17 protein-coding genes and 2 pseudogenes are annotated in these 19,953 nt (G+C 62.7%); 16 read left to right on the top strand and 3 right to left on the bottom strand.

Translation table 11 applies throughout. From position 1 onward, the window contains the following. Positions 1 to 59: 59 nt before the first annotated feature. Positions 60 to 2,282 carry a catalase gene (katE, locus tag BES08_RS28075; RefSeq protein ID WP_231958399.1) on the bottom strand — a complete coding sequence of 741 codons (2,223 nt, stop codon included), beginning with the start codon at positions 2,280 to 2,282 and terminating at the stop codon, positions 60 to 62. A 185-nt stretch (positions 2,283 to 2,467) separates the two neighbouring features. Here katE and BES08_RS28070 point away from each other — a divergent pair, with 185 nt between their 5' ends. Then, positions 2,468 to 3,217, top strand: coding sequence for a Crp/Fnr family transcriptional regulator (locus BES08_RS28070; RefSeq protein WP_008833002.1), 750 nt, complete (start codon positions 2,468 to 2,470; stop codon positions 3,215 to 3,217). Next, complete coding sequence (locus BES08_RS32325) at positions 3,214 to 3,408, top strand: hypothetical protein (RefSeq protein WP_083274884.1); 195 nt, start codon at positions 3,214 to 3,216, stop codon at positions 3,406 to 3,408. Before BES08_RS28070 ends, BES08_RS32325 begins: the two co-directional genes overlap by 4 nt. On the opposite strand, the gene BES08_RS28065 is transcribed toward BES08_RS32325, so the two are convergent. Both BES08_RS28065 and BES08_RS32320 read right to left on the bottom strand, forming a co-directional pair. Further along, positions 3,391 to 4,239: a transglutaminase-like domain-containing protein gene (locus BES08_RS28065; RefSeq protein ID WP_069710009.1), complete on the bottom strand. Its 849-nt coding sequence runs from the start codon at positions 4,237 to 4,239 to the stop codon at positions 3,391 to 3,393. The genes BES08_RS32325 and BES08_RS28065 overlap by 18 nt on opposite strands. 215 nt (positions 4,240 to 4,454) lie before the next feature. Further along, a pseudogene (locus BES08_RS32320) lies at positions 4,455 to 4,714 on the bottom strand (GlsB/YeaQ/YmgE family stress response membrane protein); the annotation flags it as partial. A 7-nt stretch (positions 4,715 to 4,721) separates the two neighbouring features. Here BES08_RS32320 and BES08_RS34340 point away from each other — a divergent pair. From BES08_RS34340 to BES08_RS28015, 14 genes and pseudogenes are all read left to right on the top strand, one after another. Further along, positions 4,722 to 4,856 (top strand): annotated as a pseudogene (locus BES08_RS34340) (IS5/IS1182 family transposase); the annotation flags it as partial. A 431-nt stretch (positions 4,857 to 5,287) separates the two neighbouring features. Beyond that, positions 5,288 to 7,825, top strand: a complete 2,538-nt coding sequence (locus BES08_RS28055) for an ATP-binding protein (protein WP_338043870.1) — start codon at positions 5,288 to 5,290, stop codon at positions 7,823 to 7,825. A 294-nt stretch (positions 7,826 to 8,119) separates the two neighbouring features. Further along, a complete protein-coding gene (locus BES08_RS28050; protein ID WP_069710008.1) occupies positions 8,120 to 9,802 on the top strand; it encodes an FAD/NAD(P)-binding protein in 1,683 nt (560 codons plus the stop codon). Further along, complete coding sequence (locus BES08_RS28045; RefSeq protein ID WP_008828978.1) at positions 9,799 to 10,311, top strand: DUF1543 domain-containing protein; 513 nt, start codon at positions 9,799 to 9,801, stop codon at positions 10,309 to 10,311. The genes BES08_RS28050 and BES08_RS28045 overlap by 4 nt, the downstream gene beginning before the upstream one ends. Positions 10,312 to 10,371: 60 nt before the next feature. After that, entirely contained in the window at positions 10,372 to 10,713 is a 342-nt protein-coding gene (locus tag BES08_RS34335) for a hypothetical protein (RefSeq protein WP_083274883.1), read from the top strand. 153 nt (positions 10,714 to 10,866) lie between these two features. After that, positions 10,867 to 11,103 carry a hypothetical protein gene (locus BES08_RS34330; RefSeq protein WP_156800025.1) on the top strand — a complete coding sequence of 79 codons (237 nt, stop codon included), beginning with the start codon at positions 10,867 to 10,869 and terminating at the stop codon, positions 11,101 to 11,103. 118 nt (positions 11,104 to 11,221) lie between these two features. Then, a complete protein-coding gene (locus BES08_RS33350; RefSeq protein ID WP_037518345.1) occupies positions 11,222 to 11,461 on the top strand; it encodes a hypothetical protein in 240 nt (79 codons plus the stop codon). Between the two features lie 29 nt (positions 11,462 to 11,490). Further along, positions 11,491 to 12,585, top strand: a complete 1,095-nt coding sequence (locus BES08_RS28035; protein WP_069710007.1) for a catalase family protein — start codon at positions 11,491 to 11,493, stop codon at positions 12,583 to 12,585. Between the two features lie 124 nt (positions 12,586 to 12,709). Next, positions 12,710 to 15,004 carry an FdhF/YdeP family oxidoreductase gene (locus tag BES08_RS28030; RefSeq protein WP_069710006.1) on the top strand — a complete coding sequence of 765 codons (2,295 nt, stop codon included), beginning with the start codon at positions 12,710 to 12,712 and terminating at the stop codon, positions 15,002 to 15,004. A 69-nt stretch (positions 15,005 to 15,073) separates the two neighbouring features. Then, complete coding sequence (locus BES08_RS28025; protein ID WP_069710005.1) at positions 15,074 to 15,919, top strand: oxygenase MpaB family protein; 846 nt, start codon at positions 15,074 to 15,076, stop codon at positions 15,917 to 15,919. Further along, the gene (locus tag BES08_RS32305) at positions 15,919 to 16,215 is read left to right on the top strand and encodes a UvrB/UvrC motif-containing protein (protein ID WP_083274882.1); all 297 of its coding nucleotides are present in this window, start codon (positions 15,919 to 15,921) and stop codon (positions 16,213 to 16,215) included. Before BES08_RS28025 ends, BES08_RS32305 begins: the two co-directional genes overlap by 1 nt. After that, on the top strand, positions 16,146 to 16,520 hold the full coding sequence (locus BES08_RS34325) for a hypothetical protein (RefSeq protein ID WP_231958398.1): 375 nt from the start codon (positions 16,146 to 16,148) through the stop codon (positions 16,518 to 16,520). Before BES08_RS32305 ends, BES08_RS34325 begins: the two co-directional genes overlap by 70 nt. Before the next feature lie 9 nt (positions 16,521 to 16,529). Beyond that, on the top strand, positions 16,530 to 16,790 hold the full coding sequence (locus BES08_RS33345) for a hypothetical protein (RefSeq protein ID WP_156800024.1): 261 nt from the start codon (positions 16,530 to 16,532) through the stop codon (positions 16,788 to 16,790). Next, a complete protein-coding gene (locus BES08_RS28015; protein ID WP_069710004.1) occupies positions 16,787 to 19,903 on the top strand; it encodes a TRCF domain-containing protein in 3,117 nt (1,038 codons plus the stop codon). Before BES08_RS33345 ends, BES08_RS28015 begins: the two co-directional genes overlap by 4 nt. Positions 19,904 to 19,953 lie beyond the last annotated feature (50 nt).

Below are 19,953 nucleotides of genomic sequence, written 5' to 3'. Positions count from 1 at the left end.
GCGGCATGACGTCGCCTCCTGGGTTTCGTGCCTGGTCCCCGAACTCGTACAGTGCGGGATCAGGCTGCGGGCCGTGCATCCAGGTCTACCTCCAGTTCTCGGGGCCAGTATCGCAATGCGCGGCACGCCTCGACGAATCCGGCCGCGTCCTTCGCGTTGCCGAGCGGTTTGCAGGCCTCGTCGAGATCCTCGGCGATCCCGGCTTTGGCGAAGATGGCCTGCGCCTCCGCGCTGAAGCCGATGAACTTGCAGTGGGCGAAAGCATCGGTAACGAAGTCCTTCGCAGCGGCATCGCCTGCAAGAAGGGCCGCGCCTTCGTGCGACACCACGACCGCCACGGCATCGAAAAGGACCGATGGTCCGCCGTCGATCTTCTGCTTCGCCGCAACGCTCGTACCATCTGACAGCGTGACACCGGCGATCCTGGGCGCAATAACCTCATAGACCGCCTTTTCCTTGTCCACCGCCTTTACCAGCGCCTTGAACACGGCGGCATCGGCGCCGTCACTCAGAAGAATGCCGAGCTTGCGCCCCTTGAAGCTATCTGGACCGTTCTTGAGAATGCTCAGCTTGTGCGACGGCGGCAGGTCCACCAGCGGCTCACGAGCTGCTGCCGCAGCATCCGGCAATGGCAGGCCGAGACCCTCCGCGACGGTTTGCGCCAGACCGCCATCGATGTTCAGCAAATGCGAAACCGTGCGTGAGCGGATGTCGGGGCGTTCCACCTTCGACAATTCGAAGACGAGCGCGTCGCCGATGTGCTTCTGTTCGATCGGCGTCTGCGACACGAAGAACTGACGCGCCTGGCTGTAATGGTCGGCGAAAGTTTCCGAACGTACCCGCTGCTTGGGCCCTTCCGCCTCCTGCGCAAAGCTTGTGAACCCGCGTGCCGGGTCTTCGCGCGGGCCGCCATGGGTCGGGCCCCAGCTGTTTGGTTCGTAGTTCGCGCGGCCCCTGGGGTTATGCATCGCCATATGCCCGTCCTGCTGGAAATGGTGCATCGGGCATTTGGGCGCGTTGATGGGGATATGCGTGAAGTTTGGCCCGCCAAGCCGCTTGATCTGGGTATCGAGGTACGAGAAATTGCGCCCCTGGAGCAGCGGATCGTTTGAGAAATCGATGCCCGGCGGCACGTTTTGCGTACAGAACGCGACCTGCTCGGTCTCGGCGAAGAAATTGTCGACCACCCGGTCCAGCACGAGGCGCCCGACCACCCGGACCGGCACCAGTTCCTCGGGGATCAGCTTGGTCGCGTCGAGAACGTCGAAGTCGAAGCTGTCGGCGAAGGCATCGTCGAACAGCTGGACGCCGAGCTCCCATTCGGGGTAATCGCCCGAATTGATGGCGTCCCACAAGTCGCGGCGATGAAAATCGGGATCGGCGCCGTTGATCTTCACCGCCTCGTTCCACACTACCGACTGCAGCCCCTGCTTGGGCTTCCAGTGGAACTTCACGAACGTCGATTTGCCTTTGGCGTCGATGAGGCGGAACGTGTGAACGCCAAAGCCCTCCATCGTGCGGAAAGAGCGCGGGATCGCGCGGTCCGACATGGCCCACATAACCATGTGGAAGCTCTCCGGCGTCAGCGAGATGAAGTCCCAGAAATTGTCGTGCGCCGTCTGCGCTTGCGGAAATGCACGGTCCGGTTCGGGTTTGGCGGCGTGGATGAGGTCGGGAAACTTCATCGCGTCCTGGATGAAGAAAACGGGGATGTTGTTGCCGACCAGATCCCAGTTGCCCTCCTGGGTGTAGAGCTTGACCGCGAACCCCCGCACATCGCGCGCGAGATCGACCGAGCCTTTCGAGCCCGCCACGGTCGAAAAACGCACGAAAGCCGGCGTCCGCTCGCCGACGCGCTGGAAAATGTCGGCGCGGCTGACGTCGGCAAGACTGTCAGTGAGTTCGAAATATCCGTGCGCCGCATAGCCCCGCGCATGGACGACGCGCTCGGGAATGCGTTCGTGGTCGAAGTGGAACATCTTCTCGCGGAAGTGAAAGTCTTCCAGCAGCGTGGGCCCCCGCGCGCCCTGCTTGAGACTGTTCTGGTCATCACCAACCGGAATGCCTTGCTGGGTGGTCATCGTCGGCACCTCGCCGCCTGCGACCTGCCGGGTCTCTCCGCCAGCGCCCTGCGGCTCGCTGTACGCAAATGCGATGTCCGCATCCGCCGGAACAGGGTCCGCTTTTTGGAGTGACTCCCCGCCGATATCCACCCCGGCCAGGTCGGCTGCCGTCACCGGCTTGGAAGACTTGGACTGCGTCTTGCTGGGGGTCTTGGCCATGGTCATTCCTCGGGGATTGATCTGGCCATCCAACCCGGAACGTCACTCCCAGTTGCTTCCGAAAATCGTAAATTAACCTGCGTCAAGACGATTTATCGCAGATGCGCGCAACACTTCCCTGCCAGCAGCAGTTCAGATCATGCGCGTGTGCGCCGGACCACACCATCAGCATTGAAAAGGCATCGATGTTTACTGATCGCTTTCTCAGATACAAGCGCGGAGCCAGTCTCAGCGCCAACGAACGCCTTTGCCTCGAAGGGGCGATAGAGGAAGTGAGGACGCTGGAAGCTCGCCAGATCATCATCCGCGCGGGAACCGCACTGCACGAAAGCACTCTGCTGGTTGACGGTTTTCTGTCACGGTACATCGACGATCGCAACGGACTACGCCAGCTGGTGGCAATCCATGTGCCCGGCGACTTTGTCGATCTGCACGCCTACCCGCTCCAGACACTCGACCATGACGTGGCAACAATGACTGCCGCCACAGTGGCGATCGTACGCCATGAACAGCTCGATGCGATCATCGAGGAGCAGCCGCAACTGGGCCGCAAACTATGGTTCTCCACACTTATCGATGCTGCGATCCACCGCGCCTGGCTGTTCCGCCTCGGGCGCATGGATGCAATGGGAAGGGTCGCGCATTTTCTGTGCGAGACCAATGCTCGGCTGTTTTCGGCCGGGCTGAGCGACGGCCGCCGGTTTGCCCTGCCGCTGACCCAGAGTGATATCGCCGAAATATGCGGCCTGACCAACGTTCATGTGAACAGGGTCATGCGCCAGCTGCGGGAAGAGAAAGTCTGCATCTTCCGCTCTTCGCTCGTCGAAATACTGGACGCCAAGCGCCTTGTCGCACGTGGCCAGTTTGATCCGGATTACCTCTATCTGGAAGATCCCGACCCCGTCCTGCCCTCTCATCTAGAGCACCCGTCATGACGATACAGCCGAACCCGCCCCAGCCAAGAGACGATCCCGGCGTTGCAAGTGCCGAGAACGGGGTCGTCATTCTGGACGGCCCCAACGGCATGGCCGTCACGATGACCGTCAATGCTGCAGTAAAAACCGGCCAAAGCCTTATTGCGGCGGCCAGGCTGGCCGAAGAGCAAGCTTCACGCCGCGAATGCTAGGGAGTTCGAAGTCTGTGTTCCGGCCACGTTGACTTCTTCTGTTAGCACGCGAAAACTGACAAGCTGCAGCGGGCCAAAGGCCGTGGTCAGCGCCGTATCCGCCGCATCGCGGCCACATGCCATAAGTATCCGCCCGATCCTCGGAACTTGGTGACGCGCGTCGAAGCTGTGCCATGTGCCGCCCAGATAAGCTTCGAACCACGCATGAAAATCCATCGGAACGTCGAGTGGCTCCACACCGATATCACCAAGGTATCCGCTGCAATAGCGTGCCGGTATGTTCATGCACCGGCATAGAGCCACGGCCAGATGGGCGAAGTCACGGCATACGCCGACGCGTTCGTTGTACGCTTCGTACGCCGTTCGCGTCGCGCGGGCGTGCTCGTAGCCGTACGTCAGGTGGCGATGAACAAAATCGACGATGGCCCTTACCCGCTGCCACCCCGCGGGTATGTGTCCGAACAATCCCCAGGCGATATTGGAGAGATGGTCTGTCTCGCAATACCGGCTTCCCAATAGATACTGGAGCACTTCGTGCGGCAGATCGGCCACCTCATGCTGCACAGCATCAGGACACTCGATGTCGGCCAGCCCAGAGTCGTGCATCAGAAAGTTGCAGGAAATCGTGGTTGTCCCGCTCGGCAGAGTGAGGCGCGTGCAAAAATTTCCGAAAGCATCATGGTAATGTTGCATCGGAATGCCGCGATCGTTCATGATCGCGTGAGGTGATCGCAAGTCCTGAAATCTTTCCGGACGAACGTTGAGCATCGCCACCAAAGGCGTTGAAGCCTCTACTTTAAGACCAATCTCATATCCGCCGCGAATTAACATAAATCAGGCTCCGGTGAAGCGCCATATACTCACCGAAACGGCGAGAAGATGGCTCTTGCACAAAGCGCCGGCCGGCTTTTAAGTTTCAACCATGCACTCGGCTGAACGCATATCTGTGCGACGGAAGCAAGGGTTGGCGATATCTGGACGGCAAAACGCCGCCCGTCCGAAATTGAGGGGCGGCGCAATCCCCGACTTGAAAATTCGCTCAGCGCGCGGTTGCGGTGGAAGAAATTGACGATTGAAAGAAGGATGACCGCGCCAACGAAGGGGATAATCAGATCTGTAAGCGAAAATTCCTGCCCACACTGCCACGAATGCCCCGCAACGGCCCTGAAAGCGCGTTGCCGATAATCGAGCCGGCACAGCCCACGACGATATTGAGGAAGGGGCCTATCGATGCATCCCGCTTCATCACCATGCTAGCCAGCCAGCCTGCGATGCCGCCAACGAAAAATGCGATGATCCAGCCCATGTGTCTCGTCCAGCGCACTTTCGGTGGGATGACCCGGTGGAAACGGCTCGTCCGCGGCGACGAGCAGCGGATCGACGTCCCGGAGGCCATGATCCATGTCGCTCTAGGCAGTCTCATGCTCCGCAGAATTGTCAATCCATGAACACTCTCAGACGGACTTTCAGACCCATTCGTAAATCGATGCCCACTTCCAGGCACGAGGAAATCAATGTCAAACGGCAGGCGCGCGCTTTTTGCGGGTGAGCACATACCCCCAAAAGGCGCGACGCCTGATCCCCTTCCGATCTGGCGTCTGCTTGGCGAGCGGGAAGATGCAAGGCTGCGGTGATCTCCGACGCGGTCTGGCGCCGAACGCATCACGGCATTTGGCGCGCAGAACTAAGATGTTGGGGAAACATCAAATCCCCTAAAGCGTTCGGTGACAATGCGTGGAAGTTGTGCCCCGCAAATCGCTTTCGCAGAGAGATGGTAGATCACCTTGGCATCAATTTCGCCTGACAGGCCGGCGCGATGAAATCTGGTTCTGACACTCCCGCTCGGGCCTGGACAGAATCGGAGCGGCTCGAAAGCCTCTTGCAGGCCGATATCCTCGACACACCGCCGGAGCGCGCGTTCGACGATATCGCTTGGCTTGCAAAGAACGCATGCGGCACCCCAATTGCGCTTGTCAGTCTGGTCGACAGGCACCGGCAATGGTTCAAGGCCAGGTTTGGCGTCACTACGCTTGAGACGTCGATCGACACATCCGTGTGCGCGCTGGCCATCCAGGGACCGGGCCTTTTCGAGATACGAGACCTTGCCGCCGATCGTAGAACGGCAAATTTTTCACTGGTCACCGGTGAACCCCACATCCGCTATTACGCCGGCGTCCCACTCCTCACGCCGGATGGCCTGCCGCTTGGTTCGCTCTGTGTCATCGATACCGTCCCAAGACCTGAGGGCTTGAACGAAGTTCAGCGCCAGACATTGATCGCACTGGCGGCCCAGGCGATCACCCAGATCGAACTGCGCATGCTGCAGCGTAGAAGTGATGCGATGTTGGTCGCTTCCCGGTCAGTTGGAACGTGGGACTGGAACGTCGGCGATGATCTCATCGTGTCGGACGCGCGGCTTGCTACGCTCTACGGTGTGGACGTGGAGCGCGCCGCGCGCGGCGCGCGACTTGAAGAGTTCTTCGCAAGGGTTCATCCGGATGATCTCCCCGGATTGACAGCCAGAATCGAAAAGGCCGCGGAAGAGCTCGGGCCCTTTGCCTGCGAATATCGGCTGACCCAGCCGGATGGATCGATTAGATGGGTTGCGGCCGAAGGGCATTGCAGCCTTGCTCCCGACGGGATCACCAAGCACTTTCCGGGCGTAAGTTTCGACATTACCGACCGCCGGGGGGCAGAGGCTCGCCAAGCAGCACTACTCCACCTGACGGACGTGCTGCGCGAGATGGACAGCCCTGCGGACATTGCGTTCGCGGCGTCCGAAATTCTCGGGACCACACTTGGTGTCAGCCGAGCCGGATACGGCACGATTGATCCAGTTGCTGAGACGATAACGGTCGAGCGTGACTGGAACGCGCCGGGTGTGACAACCATCGCCGGGACATTGCATTTTCGTGAGCATGGCACCTACATCGAAGACCTGAAACGCGGAGAGACGGTGCTGTGCACCGATGCCGATGTCGATGTGCGCACGCGGGACCAGGCCGACGTCCTGAAGAATATCACCGCCCATTCTTTCATCAATATGCCGTTGCATGAGAACGGTGCGTTTGTTGCTCTGATCTACGTGAACAACGGCACTCCGCGCACCTGGTCCGCTGACGAAGTGATTTTCATGCAGGAGATTGCTGCCCGTACTCGAAGCGCAACTGAACGGCGGCGGGCCGAGCATGACCTGGCCGCTCTCACCCAATCGCTCGAGCAGCAGGTCGAAGAGCGCACCACCAGCCTGATGATGACGGAAGAACAGCTTCGGCATTCTCAGAAAATGGAAGCCGTAGGTCAGCTCACCGGCGGTCTGGCTCACGACTTCAACAATATGCTTGCCGGTATCACTGGATCACTGGAGATGATGCAGGTCCGGATCGCTCAAGGCCGGATCGGTGAGCTGGAAAAGTACGTAACGGCTGCCCAGGGAGCCTCGCGCCGTGCGGCCGCGCTCACCCACCGCCTGCTGGCATTTTCCCGAAGACAGACGCTTGATCCAAAACCGACCGACATTAATCGTCTTGTCGCGGAAATGGAGGAGCTCATTCGGCGGACGGTGGGGCCGGCGATCCAGCTTGAAGTGGTCGGTGCCGCGGGGCTCTGGACCGCTTTGGTCGATCCGAACCAGCTCGAGAACGCACTGCTCAATCTATGCATCAATGCACGAGATGCCATGCCGGAAGGCGGCAGGATAACTATCGAGACAGCAAACAAGTGGCTTGACCCTCGCGCAAGTCGCGAGCGCGATCTCCCGGAAGGGCAGTACCTCTCGCTGTGCGTGTCCGATACGGGTACGGGCATGTCGGCCGAAACTATGAAACGGGCATTCGATCCGTTTTTCACGACCAAACCGCTTGGAGAGGGGACGGGATTGGGCCTCTCCATGATCTACGGATTCGCGCGGCAATCAGGGGGACAAGTGCGCGCCTACAGCGAGGTCGGTATGGGGACCACCATGTGTCTGTATCTGCCAAGACACTACGGCAACGTCGATGCCGCAGAGCCGCTCGAAGTGGCATGCGCGATCCCTGAGACAGGCAAGCGGACCGTTCTGGTCGTGGATGATGAGCCGACCATCCGCATGCTCGTTTGTGAGCTACTTGAGGAAATGGGCCACGTGACGCTCGAGGCGGATGATGGACCTACGGCGGTGACGTTGCTCGATTCAAACGCAGCGATCGATCTGCTTATCACGGATGTCGGCTTGCCAGGGGGGCTGAACGGCCGTCAGGTCGCTGACGCGGCAAGGGTCACCCGTCCAGATCTTAAGGTGATTTTCATCACCGGCTTTGCAGAGAATGCCGTCGTGGCCAACGGCCAGTTGGAGCCTTGCATGAGGCTGGTCACGAAGCCCTTCGCGCTGGATGTACTCTCGGCCCAGATTGCTGACCTGCTTACCAGTGACGAATAGAACCGCTGAGCTATCTCTTGCCGCTGACTTGGGCATGCCGATATCGGGGACGGAATGCATGGCATCCCCTGGTCTTGCGAACCGCACGCACTTCAACCGCGAGACCGAGCCCTCCACGGTAGGAAGGTCTGAGATCAGCAAATCTGGTGGGTGCGATACGCCATGCTTTCGAGATTGCCCTGTCTAGGCGGATCACGACCTCATCGCCTGGAGCCGGTCACACAGTTCGCAGCCATTAACAGGGATCAAACCGTTTCGCGGGAGCCGATTCCATGTCCCGCGCATTTCGCGGGAATGACCCGATCTGTCGCGTTCGTCGGTGCCGGCCCGACCACTATCTATACGCTGCACGCCTTGCTGCAACAGGAGGTACCGCCATTCGAGCTCACCCTGTTCGAAAAGCAGGCGAGCGTTGGACGGGGCACGCCCTATCGGCCCGGCTGGAACGACCCCGCCATGCTGTCCAACATCGCCAGCGTCGAGATTCCGCCGCTGGAGGAGACACTGGTCGACTGGCTGCACCGGCAGAGCGACGATCGGCTTTCAGAACTGCGCATAGATCGCGAGCAGATCGATGATCGCGCGTTCTACCCGCGCGTGCTGCTCGGCGAGTACTTCCACGATCAGCTTCAGGCGATGCTCGAGCGGGCCACGTGCGCCGGTGTGAAGGTGAACGTGCGTACGCGGTGCGAAGTCATCGATGCGACGAGCGGAAGCGATGGAATGACCCTGGTCGTGCGGCCGGAGCGGGGAGGTGTTTTCGAGACCCTCTTCGACCATGTCGTGCTTGCAACCGGTCATCAATGGCCAGCCCAACCGGAAGTGCGGCCGGGTTACTTCCTCAGCCCTTGGCCTGCTTCCGAGATCGAGAAAATTCGCGCCTGCCGGATCGGCATTCGCGGTTCGTCGCTGACCGCGATCGATGCTGCGGTGGCGCTGGCGGTAAGCCATGGCGCGTTCGTTGATGATGGGCAGGGTGGGCTCATCTACGCGCCCGGCGTGGGCACCGACGACTTCCATATGACCATGCTGTCGCGCAAGGGGCTGCTTCCCGAAGCGGACTTCTATTTTCCCATTCCCTATGAGCCGCTCGCCATCTGCAACGACGAAGCCATCGAAGCCCTTATTGCCGGGCAGATGGACGACCTTCTCGATCGAGCTTTTGGGCTATTCAAGCAGGAGCTGGCCGCAGCCGATGGCGTTTATGCAGAGCGGGTAGGGCTCGACCGGCTCGATATGGAAGAATTCTGCGACGGCTACTTTGCCGAGCGTATGGCGACTGACCCATTTGTGTGGGCTGATCGGAACCTGGCACAAGCGCAGGCGGATTACGAGGCACGCCGCACCGTGGCATGGCGCTACGCGATCCTGCGGATGCACGAAGTCATCCAGAGCCTCATACCGCATCTCGACGATGCAGATTTCCAACGCTTCTCCCGCTTCTTCAAACCCGTGTTCGTCGACGATTACGCCACGGTTCCGCACGAATCGATCAAGCGCATGCTGGCGCTTCACAAAGCCGGGAAGCTTGACGTCTTGCGGGTGGGGGAGAACTACAGGATCGACAATCACCGGGCGGAAAGCGGCGCCGTTCTCCACCTCGATGGTGAAGCGGTCCATTTCCCGGTTTTCATCGAGGCTACCGGCCAGCGTGCTCTGGCGGCCAAGGACTTCCCTTTCGCCTCGCTGCGCGATCAGGGCATCGTGCGCGACGTGGCAGCCGGACAGGAACGCGGTCCCGCGCGGGGCATCGTGGTCGACGACGAGTTTCATCCCATATCGCCCGACCTTCCGGCCGACCAGCTCTTCTGTCTGAGCCTGCCTTTCATCATGGGCAGGCATCCCTTCATCCAGGGAATCACCAGCTCTTGCGAGATCGGCCAGGTCGTGGGCGCGGAACTGGCCGCTGCCCTTGCCCGGGAAAGCGCGGTAGCGGCCGAACCGGCCAGCGAGGCACAGGGGATGGCTCTTTCATGAAGTTGTTCGCAATCTACATCGGCGGCGAATTTCCTGGCGCCAACATCGAAGTCCACGACGTTCGGTTCGTGGTCGCCAACACGATCGAGGAGACCTACGCAGCATTGCGCCGGGACTGGTGGGGCGTGCCCCGAAGTCTGCACATCGATTGCTGGGCACAGATCACTCATGCCGATGGCCATGACGTGTCGCTGCGCTCCGAGCCGTTCACCGGGCCTGAGAGACTTTTTTTCGTCAATCTCGGTGGCTACGAGCCCGGGGAGTTTGCGGAACGACACCGCAACGTCTTTGTCGTGGCTGAAAGCGAGGGCAAGGCCAAGTCGCGCGCGGTGAAGTCGGTCAGGCAATGGGCCGATCCGCACAAGGACGACCTGTATGAAGCGGAGCAAGCGTTCTGCTTGACCGACCAGCCGGTCGGCGATCGACTTTACGTGCATTTGACGCCGGCTTCTCCCGGCATGGAACCCACCTTTACCTGCCAGTATATACCCATCCGGAGAAGCAGTTGAGCCGTCCTGTCGTGCAGTGGGAACCCGGCAGGGCGCGACCAAGGCTTGCGACTTCGTTCCATGACTGACCGACCGCCAGCCGCTAGGGACCATCCCGTCACGCCGGACGGCCGCTACTTCGTGGTTCGCGGCCGGCTGTGGCGGATGTCCGATCCCCGCCTTCCCGAAGACCGCCGAGCACATCTGGTTACAGAACTGATGAGGGCCCGCCGTGCGATAGCAGCGGCGCGGCGGTCAAAAGACACCGTCGCCGAAGACGAGGCGCACGCGGCAGTCGATCGGGCCAAGCGCGCGCTGGGAGAACGAGGACAGGTCTGGTGGGATGACGGAGCGCCGGACCTCAATCGCCATATGGCGAGGACTACACCTTACGCCGCCTGGTACGCCGCCAGAACGACATGACCGTACCAGCTCAAGATCAATCGGCATAAATGCGAGTTTCACACTCTCATCTCGTCCCATCGCATACTCCCATACGTTGAGCGGCAGCAAAGACCGAAAAACCGATGCAGTCTGCCATACACGCAAGGACTGGACACTGACCGACATCGCAGAATGGCTGGCTCCGATCGCAACGATGTTTGCGGCCATGATGACCCACATCAACCTGGCCGCCCGTGTGAGGGAATGGGCTTTGCGGTCGTTGCCATCGGTTCGGTTGCCTGGACGATCGTCGGGCTCTGCTCGCGACAAGTCAGCCTGATCGCCGCCAACGGGTTGCTGACGTTCATCAATTTCGTCGGCATAGGGCGCTGGCTGGGAAGGCAACGCGCGTATGAAGATGGTGGGTAATCCGCCAAGATGGCAGTCGCAGGGCATCTTCTCCCACCTTGTTCACCGCCACCGGAATTGCGGGCATGCCCAGGCTGGACGGGACAGCACACCTCTTGGCAAAACCGTCCAGGCGCTCATGGAATACAGGTCCGGCACGGTGAGCTATGTTGCTGCGGCGACCACGGTGGCCGCCGGGATCGCCGAAGAGCTGGGGCCGGTTCCGCGCGGCGCCGCCGTGTTCGAGTGCGGCCAGATGGTGCTGCTCATGCCTCGCCGTGCGTTCGAGTCTATCGCGCCGATAGCTCCCGATTGCTGGCCGACCCTATTTAGTCTGGGCCTGCGGGGCGGGAAACTTGCTGCGCGTTGTCAGCGTTAGATACTTAAAATCTTACAGGAACATGCGCCATGACCCATCCCGTCCGTTTTTCCCCTTCTGTCGAGCAAGTGAAGCCGGATGAGGCAGAAACTATACGGGGGCTTGAAGAACAACTCGATTCCATTCAGCAAACCACTGCTCAGGATTACAAGACAGGTTTCCGGGCCGTTCACGCCAAGGCACATGGCATTGCCATCGGCCGCCTGACAGTGACCGCCGGGCTTCCCCCGGACCTCGCCCAGGGGATTTTTTCGCATCCTGCCAGCTTCGACGCCGTCATCCGCATCTCCACCAATGCAGGCGATGTGCTCGACGATGCGATTGCCCTTCCGCGCGGGCTGGCGCTAAAGGTAATGGATGTTCCCGGTGATCGGCTGCCCGGATCGGAAGGCGAAACCTCGCAGGATTTCATCATGGTCAACGGGCCGGTTTTCACCGCTCCCGATACCGCGGCGTTTCTCAAAAACCTGAAACTGCTGGCCAAGACCACGGATGTTGCCGAAGGCGGCAAGAAAGTGCTCTCCTCGGTGCTGCAGGGCGTCAACGCCGCGCTGTCCGCCGTGGGCTACGAATCGCCGACGATCCAACAGTTGGGGGGCGCCCCCCAGGTCCACCCGCTCGGCGAAACCTATTATTCCCAGACCCCCTATCGGTTCGGCGACTATATCGCGAAGTTCAGCCTCGTGCCGGTGGCCGCTTCGCTAACCTCGCTGACGGGCGTGAAGATCGACGTGACCGACCGCCCCGATGCCCTGCGCGAAGACGTCAGCCGCGCTCTAATCGAGCATGGTGGCGAATGGGAACTGCGTGTCCAGCTTAACACCGATCTCGATAAGATGCCCGTCGAGGATTCGACCGTCGAATGGAGCGAAGACGAAAGCCCGTTCGTGACGGTGGCCACGCTCGAGATCGAACCGCAGATCAGCTGGCAGCACGGGACGAGCGACCCGCAGGACGACGCGCTCAGCTTCAACATCTGGCGGGGGGTCACCGCGCACCAGCCGCTGGGCAACATCAACCGCGCTCGCAACGAAACCTACCGTCGCTCGGCCGCCTTTCGCGGCCGGGTCAACGGCTGTCCTATCCACGACCCCCGCACGCCACAGGACATTGCGGCAGAGTAAATGGTAGATGGGCCGGTGTTACAGGAACGCCGGCCTCTTCGCGATATGGCCGCTGCGCTGGGCGCTTTCGACCAAATCCAAGCCGCGCCACATCCTTTTCCGCGCTCCATAGCTGGAATTTCCCATGATTGATGAACAGGACGGCACGGTCCATTACGATGGTGCCGAAGGTGGGTGGGGCTCTGTACGCGGCATCGCCGAGACCGCCTGGCGCGAACGGCCGACGCCGGGCGCCCTCGATACACTGAGGCGGCAAAACAAGGTCAAAGGCTTCATGTGCGTCTCGTGCGCATGGGGAAAACCAGCCAAGCCACATGCGTTCGAGTTCTGTGAGAACGGTGCCAAGGCCACGCTCTGGGAATTGACGAGCCATCGCTGCACCCCCGAGTTCTTCGCCGGGCATACCGTCAGCGAGCTGCGGACATGGAAGGATTACGACCTGGAACAGCAAGGCCGCCTGACCCATCCCATGCGCTACGAAGCGTCGAGCGATACCTACGTTGCGTGTTCCTGGGAGGACGCGTTCGCAGCGATCGGACGCGAGTTGAAAGCGATCGATCCCGGCTCGGCGGTGTTCTACGCCTCAGGCCGCGCGAGCCTGGAGACCAGCTACCTCTATGCGCTGTTCGCCAGACTGTATGGTCATAACAACCTGCCCGACAGTTCCAACATGTGCCATGAAACGACTTCGGTGGCGTTGAAGAAAGTGATCGGATCTCCGGTCGGAACCTGCGTCCTGGACGATTTCGACGTGTGCGACGCGATCTTCTTCTTCGGGCAGAACACCGGCTCAAACAGCCCGCGCCTCCTTCACCCACTCCAGAAGGCGGTCGAGCGCGGCGCGAAGATCGTCACGTTCAATCCGATCCGGGAGGAGGGCCTTGAGGAGTTCAAGAACCCCCAGAGCCCGTTGGAAATGCTCACGACGAAGAAGACCGAAATTTCCACGCTCTACCTGCAGGTCAAGGCGGGCGGCGACATCGCGGCGATAACGGGATTGATCAAGCACGTCCTGGCGGCGGAAGAAATCCGTTGGCGGGACGAGAATCAACACGTCCTCGATGTCGATTTCATCGCCCAGCACACGGACGGCTTCGCCGAGATGAAGGCCCACGCAGAGGCGACTAGCTGGGACGACATCGAACGCGAGAGCGGCCTTTCGCGTGAAGATCTCGGCGAAGCGGCCCAGATCTACATCGAAGCGCCCCGTGCGATCGCCATGTTCGGCATGGGGCTGACCCAGCATGTCCACGGCTCGCAGAACATCGCCGCGCTCACTAACCTGTGGTTGCTCAAGGGCAATGTCGGTCGCGAGGGCACCGGCATCTCTCCCGTGCGCGGACATTCCAACGTGCAGGGTCAGCGGACCGTAGGTATCTCGGAAAAGCCGGAACTCGTGCCGCTCGACAGGCTGGCGGAGCAGTTCGGCTTCGATCCACCGCGCGACGAGGGCCTGAACACCATCAAGGCCTGCCACAAGATCCTGTCCGGCGAACTCAAGGCGTTCATCGGCCTGGGCGGCAACTTCATCCGCGCCATTCCCGAGCGCGAGCGGATGGAAGAGGCCTGGACCAGACTGCGTCTCACCGTCCAGATCGCGACCAGGCTCAACCGCAGCCATCTGGTGAACGGCGAAGTCGCGTACCTGCTGCCCTGCCTGGGCCGGTCCGAGGAGGATGTCCAGGCAACCGGTTCGCAGGCCGTGACAATGGAGGATTCGATTTCGTGCATCCACGGCTCGCTCGGCAAGAATACACCGGCCTCCGAACATCTCCGCTCGGAAACTGCGATCGTCGCAGGCATCGCGAAGGCGACCCTACCGGCGAATCCTAAGGTGCGCTGGGATGAATGGACGGGAGACTACGCCAAGATCCGCGATTGCATCGAGAAGACCTATCCCGAGCAGTTCCACGACTTCAACCGGCGCGTCTTCACGCCGGGCGGGTTCCATCGCGGCAATCCGGCCCGCGGCCGGATATGGAAGACCGAAAGCGGCAGGGCGCAATTCAGCGTCCCCACCGCCATGCGCTCGATCGGCTTTGAGGACGCGCCCGGTCGTTTCCGCCTGATGACCTTGCGCTCGAACGATCAGTTCAACACTACTATCTACGGCTATTCCGACCGCCTGCGCGGTATCGAGGGCACGCGGGACGTCGTGCTCATGAACCCGGAAGACATCGCCGAGGCCGGGCTGGTGCAAGGTCAGGTCATCGGGCTGGTCGGCGATGCCGGCGACGGGGTCCACCGGGAGGTAAGCGGGTTGACCGTCACCCCCTTCCTGCTCCCGCGCGGCTGCATCGGCGCATACTATCCCGAGATGAACCCGCTTATCCCGGTATGGTATCATGACGAGCAATCGCGAACGCCTGCCTCAAAGGGCGTACCCGTGCGGCTTGTTGCAAACCCACGAACGACCTGAACGCCTCTGGCGCACGCTGACGCGCCCGCAGTCCCAGGAGCGATTGCGACGGCGAGACGTTGGACTGGTATGAGCGAAAGCAATCGCACGTCCAACCCGGTCAAGCGGGCCATCCGTCAACAGGTTGTCGGCATGTTCAACGACCGCGAGCAAGGCGAGGCACCGGTGGTGAGGAGCCGAAACGCGCTGTTCGCGCCGACATCGGTCGCCTGGCGGGTCCATGGTGACGTCGCCTCTATGATGGCGGGCGGCATCGCCAGCCTTTTGCTGCAGATGCTGCATCCCGGCGTTCTGGCAGGGGTGTGGGACCATTCCAATTTTCGTGCCGACATGCACGGCAGACTGCGGCGTACCGCCCGCTTCATCGCCACAACCACGTATGCCGATCGGTCCGCAGCCGAGGCTATGATCAGGCGGGTCCGGTCCGTCCATGATGGCGTCAAGGGGCATCTGCCGGACGGCACGGCGTATCAAGCGAACGACCCGGCGCTTCTGGCGTGGGTGCATGTCACAGAGACCCACAGCTTCCTCGACGCCTGGATTCGCTACGGCGAGCCCTGGATGTCACGCGCCGACCAGGATCGCTACTTTGCCGAGATGGCCTTGATCGGCGGGGCGCTGGGGGCAGAACCCCTGCCGCGCACGCGGGCCGAGGCGAACCGCCTGATAACCGGGATGCGTCCGGCGCTGAGGGCGGATGCGCGAACGGCCGAAGTCGCCCGGCTGATCCTGCATCCGGTCGCAGCGAACCGGCTCGCCGGCCTGCCCGGCAGGCTTGCCGGGCAGGCTGGCGTCGATCTGCTGCCACGCTGGGCTCGCTCGCTCCATGGCCTGTCTCCCTCGCCGCTTCGAACGCCGCTGGTGCGCGCGGGCACGCTGGGCGTCGCGCAGGCGCTGCGGTGGGCGTTCAGGTGATGGGCCGCCAGGACGAGCAGCTACGGGACCTGCAGCGCGCGATGCACGACGCCGCGGCGCAGGGAAACTTCGAGCAGGCAGCGCAATTGCGCGACCGGATCAGCCTGTTGCGCGGCATGCCGGTTGGTGGGTCGGCACAGGACGTCGATCCCTCCGGTCTCATTCGTCAACAACCGGGAGCGATGGGGCTGGGCACAAGCCGCGGGCAGGTAAAGCCACCTCCGGGATGGACACCGCCGAAGAAACCGGACCCGATGACGAAGGGCCGCCGAAGGGAGCGCAAGGGCCCGGACTGATCTGCGCCGGGTCGTACGAAGGACAACTTCTGTGCGTCGTGCGGGAACGCGCGGGCCTGCCGGAGGCTTTCTTCCTCGATACCGGGCGGCGGCCCTATCCGCGCCCCGAACCGAAGGAAATCAACATGTCCAAAAGCGATCCGGAAACTCCGCGCGGCCCGATGGGCGATGCGCGCCCGGACTCATTCGATCCGCACAAGCAGAATGAAAGCGGCCAGAAGCCTCAGAAACTGAAGGACCGACCTTCGGAAAGCACCGTCAGGCCCGAAGACTATCCTGAAGACCAGCGCGCGAAGGGAGCCTGACGAAACGGTGTGACCCGGTTCAGCCGCCCGGTGACGCCGGTGCGGCGCGATGCCGCAATCAACACAGATCAATCAAATTTAGCCGGCGGGCCCCTTTTCTTTCGTTTTCTCTGTGCGTTGTGGAGCCAGGCCAGTCGCCGCACCTCGCAGGCGATCAACTTCACAGGCAAGGAGCGCGATCTGACTGACATGACCATGCGGCTTGAGCTCCGTCACTGGGCAATGCGCCCCGCAGCCCAACGGCGCGACTGCGTCTCAGGTGCGGCGTGAACCTGGCGTTCACCGCGCTCCGCATCGCGCAAACCCTCGCCGAGAGGTCCATCGCCTTCCTGGCGGACGACGAGCAGCAGGCCGAGGCCCTGGCCGAAGCCGTCCGGGCGCTGGCGCCGCAAGGGCATGTCGTCCACGTGCCATCCAGCGACGCACTTCCGGGGGACACGGCTCCCGCGACGCCGGCGAACGCGGGGCGCCGCGCGTCGGCGCTGCGGGCCCTTCGCCTGGCGCAAGGCACTTCCATCGCCTGCATCCTGAGCGGAGAAGCCGCAGCGCGGCGCTATCCCGCGCCTGATGCGTTCGATAGCGCCCCGCCCACGCTGCACCCCGGGGACGAGGCGGACACCCTAGCGTTCGCGATACGACTCGAAGAGCTGGGGTATGTCGCCGACGACCGCGTCGACGAACCGGGCGAAATGGCGGTGCGCGGCGAGGTCATCGATATCTTTCCCGCCGACGCCGGCGGCCCGGCCCGCATCGAGCTGGCAGCGGGCAGGATCGCCGCGATCCGCTCGTACGATCCCGGCACGCAGCGCACGGTTGGCGATCTGGAGCGTCTGGAGATCGGCCGCGCCGCCGAACCGCCGATTGACGAGCCGACGTCTATCCTTGCCCACCTGACGCCGGGTATACTCGCTCTTTCCGATAAAGCCGACCATCGCCGCAGGCGCTTCATCCAGCTTGCCCGCGACGCTATGGGCGGTGCGCCCCATCGCCTGGATGCGATTGACGACATCGCCTGGAAGAAGGACTGCAAGGACTGGAGGCCGGCTCCGTTTGACGCGGACTTCACGCCGGTGCCGCGGTTCGCCAACGAGCGTTCGCCGCTTACCGCGCTAGTGCGCTTCGTGAAGCCGCTGCTCGCTGCGGGACGCAGGTTCGTGCTGGCGGGCAGTGCGCGAGACTTGCGCTTCCTGCGCGGCAAGGTCGTCCGGCGCCTGTCGATGGAAATCGTGGAACTGGACGCATGGGCGGCACTGGATGACCTGCCGTCAGGCTGCGGCGGCAGCCTGACGGTGCCGATCGATGCAGGATACGTCGACGAGCGCATCGTTCTCGTCGCGGCGGCAGACCTGATGGGCAGTCGCGCATTGATCGGCGTTGGTGGCCCGACCGGCGCGAACCCGTGGCACGTCGGCATCGAAGTGTGCAGCGGCGACGTGGTGGTCCACGAGGACCATGGCGTCGGGCGCGTGCGGGGGCTTGAGGCCTCGCCGGTCGGCGCGGGCGACGACCAGTCCCCGATCGACAGGATCGTGCTCGAGTATGCGGGTGGTGCTCGGCGGCTGGTCCCTTTCGATGAGGCCGACCGGATCTGGCGATACGGCGCTGACGGCGACGCGGTGAGCCTGGACAAGCTGGATGGCTCATCCTGGGACAAGCGCCGCGCGGCGATCAACGCCGCGATCGACGAGAGCGCGAAGGCCCTGACGCTTCTGGCGCGCGAGCGCGAGACGCTGACAGCGCCGGTCATGGTGCCCGATCCTGCCGCCTACGAACGCTTCGCGGGCCGCTTCCCCTTCAACGAAACGGCCGACCAGGCGGGAGCCATCGCAGCCGTCCGCGACAATCTGGCGAGCGGCCGGCCAATGGACCGGCTGGTCATCGGCGACGTCGGCTATGGCAAGACCGAGGTCGCGCTGCGGGCCGCAGCTCTGGCGGCGCTGGCCGGCTTCCAGGTCGTGGTCGCCGCGCCGACCACCGTCCTCGTGCGGCAGCACCTGGAGACGTTCCGCCGCCGCTTCGAGGGAACGAAAATCGAGGTCGCCGGCCTGTCCCGGCTGAGCAGTGCGGCAGAACGCAAGTCTGTGAAAGCGGGGCTTGCCGATGGCTCGACCGGTATCGTCGTGGGCACCGGCGCGGTGATGGCGAAGGGCGTGAACTACGCCAGGCCGGGGCTGGTCGTCATCGACGAAGAGCAGCGCTTCGGCGCTGCCGACAAGGCCCGTTTGCGCGGCTTGGGGACCGTCCATGTCCTGAGCCTGAGCGCCACGCCGATCCCGCGCACCCTGCAGGCCGCGCTGGTGGGCCTGCAGCAGATGTCCCTCATCGCCACGCCTCCCGCCCGGCGCCAGCCGATCCGCACCAGCATCGGGCAGTATGACGATGTGCTCGTCCGCACCGCGCTCACTCGCGAAAAGGCGCGGGGAGGCCAGAGCTTCGTGGTCGTGCCGCGTATTGAGGACATGGCGAAAGTCGCCGCGAAGATAAAACGCGCGGCCCCCGATCTGGTGGTGGTCGAAGCACACGGAAAAATGTCAGCGGCCGAAATCGACGACGTCATGGTCGGCTTTGGCGCTGGCCGGGGGGATATCCTGCTGGCGACCAACATCATCGAAGCGGGCCTCGACGTGCCGCGCGCGAACACCATGATCGTCTGGCGTGCCGATCGCTTCGGCCTGGCACAGCTGCACCAGCTGCGCGGCCGCGTCGGGCGCGGCAACCGGCGCGGGCAGGTGATCCTGCTGATCGAAGGCGAGGATGCTATCGCCGCGCGCACGCTCAAGCGGCTGCGCACGCTCGCGACTTTCGACCGGCTGGGCGCGGGTTTCGCGATCAGCGGCCAGGACCTCGACATGCGCGGCGCGGGCGACCTCGTCGGCGATGATCAGGCCGGGCACATGAAGCTGATCGGCGTCGATCTCTACCAGCATCTGCTCCGTGTCGCGCTGAAGGCCGCGCGCGGCGAGGACGCCGAGCGCTGGAGTCCCGAACTCAACCTGGGCATGAGCGGCGTGCTGCCCGACAGCTGGATTCCGGAGGCGGACCTGCGGCTGTCCCTTTACCTGCGGCTCGCGCGCATCGAAACCGAAGAGGCGCTCGATGCATTCGATGATGAACTTCTGGATCGCTTCGGAACGCTGCCCGCCGAAGCGGCGATGCTGCTGGCCCATGCCCGCATCCGCCTGACCGCGCGGGCTTTGCGGATCGCGCGCATAGACGCGGGCCCAGCCGCGATTGCACTCACTCCGCGCCGCGATTGCCCGATCGACTTCGCCGCCACGGGCTTCGCGCAAAGCAAGGGACGGTGGATCCTTGCCGAGGCACTGCCGAGCGAAGCCGATCGTATCGTGCGCGTCGAAAGCCTGCTCGACGGGTTCGAATGCTGACCTGTCGGGCCCAGCCGTGCCTGCGGCGGGATTATCTTTAGATCGTGCCG

The sequence above is a fragment of the Novosphingobium resinovorum genome, from assembly GCF_001742225.1.
Taxonomy (GTDB): Bacteria; Pseudomonadota; Alphaproteobacteria; order Sphingomonadales; family Sphingomonadaceae; genus Novosphingobium; species Novosphingobium resinovorum_A.
Note: the sequence above shows the minus strand (reverse complement) of the source record. Positions and strands in the feature narration are given on the sequence as shown.

Excerpts from the sequence above, each read along its gene's own strand:
- katE (WP_231958399.1), bottom strand. The coding sequence starts at position 2,282 with ATGGCCAAGACCCCCAGCAAGACGCAGTCCAAGTCTTCCAAGCCGGTG.
- BES08_RS28070 (WP_008833002.1), top strand. The coding sequence starts at position 2,468 with ATGTTTACTGATCGCTTTCTCAGATACAAGCGCGGAGCCAGTCTCAGC.
- BES08_RS32325 (WP_083274884.1), top strand. The coding sequence starts at position 3,214 with ATGACGATACAGCCGAACCCGCCCCAGCCAAGAGACGATCCCGGCGTT.
- BES08_RS28065 (WP_069710009.1), bottom strand. The coding sequence starts at position 4,239 with ATGTTAATTCGCGGCGGATATGAGATTGGTCTTAAAGTAGAGGCTTCA.
- BES08_RS28050 (WP_069710008.1), top strand. The coding sequence starts at position 8,120 with ATGACCCGATCTGTCGCGTTCGTCGGTGCCGGCCCGACCACTATCTAT.
- BES08_RS28045 (WP_008828978.1), top strand. The coding sequence starts at position 9,799 with ATGAAGTTGTTCGCAATCTACATCGGCGGCGAATTTCCTGGCGCCAAC.
- BES08_RS34335 (WP_083274883.1), top strand. The coding sequence starts at position 10,372 with ATGACTGACCGACCGCCAGCCGCTAGGGACCATCCCGTCACGCCGGAC.
- BES08_RS34330 (WP_156800025.1), top strand. The coding sequence starts at position 10,867 with ATGGCTGGCTCCGATCGCAACGATGTTTGCGGCCATGATGACCCACAT.
- BES08_RS33350 (WP_037518345.1), top strand. The coding sequence starts at position 11,222 with ATGGAATACAGGTCCGGCACGGTGAGCTATGTTGCTGCGGCGACCACG.
- BES08_RS28035 (WP_069710007.1), top strand. The coding sequence starts at position 11,491 with ATGACCCATCCCGTCCGTTTTTCCCCTTCTGTCGAGCAAGTGAAGCCG.
- BES08_RS28030 (WP_069710006.1), top strand. The coding sequence starts at position 12,710 with ATGATTGATGAACAGGACGGCACGGTCCATTACGATGGTGCCGAAGGT.
- BES08_RS28025 (WP_069710005.1), top strand. The coding sequence starts at position 15,074 with ATGAGCGAAAGCAATCGCACGTCCAACCCGGTCAAGCGGGCCATCCGT.
- BES08_RS32305 (WP_083274882.1), top strand. The coding sequence starts at position 15,919 with ATGGGCCGCCAGGACGAGCAGCTACGGGACCTGCAGCGCGCGATGCAC.
- BES08_RS34325 (WP_231958398.1), top strand. The coding sequence starts at position 16,146 with ATGGACACCGCCGAAGAAACCGGACCCGATGACGAAGGGCCGCCGAAG.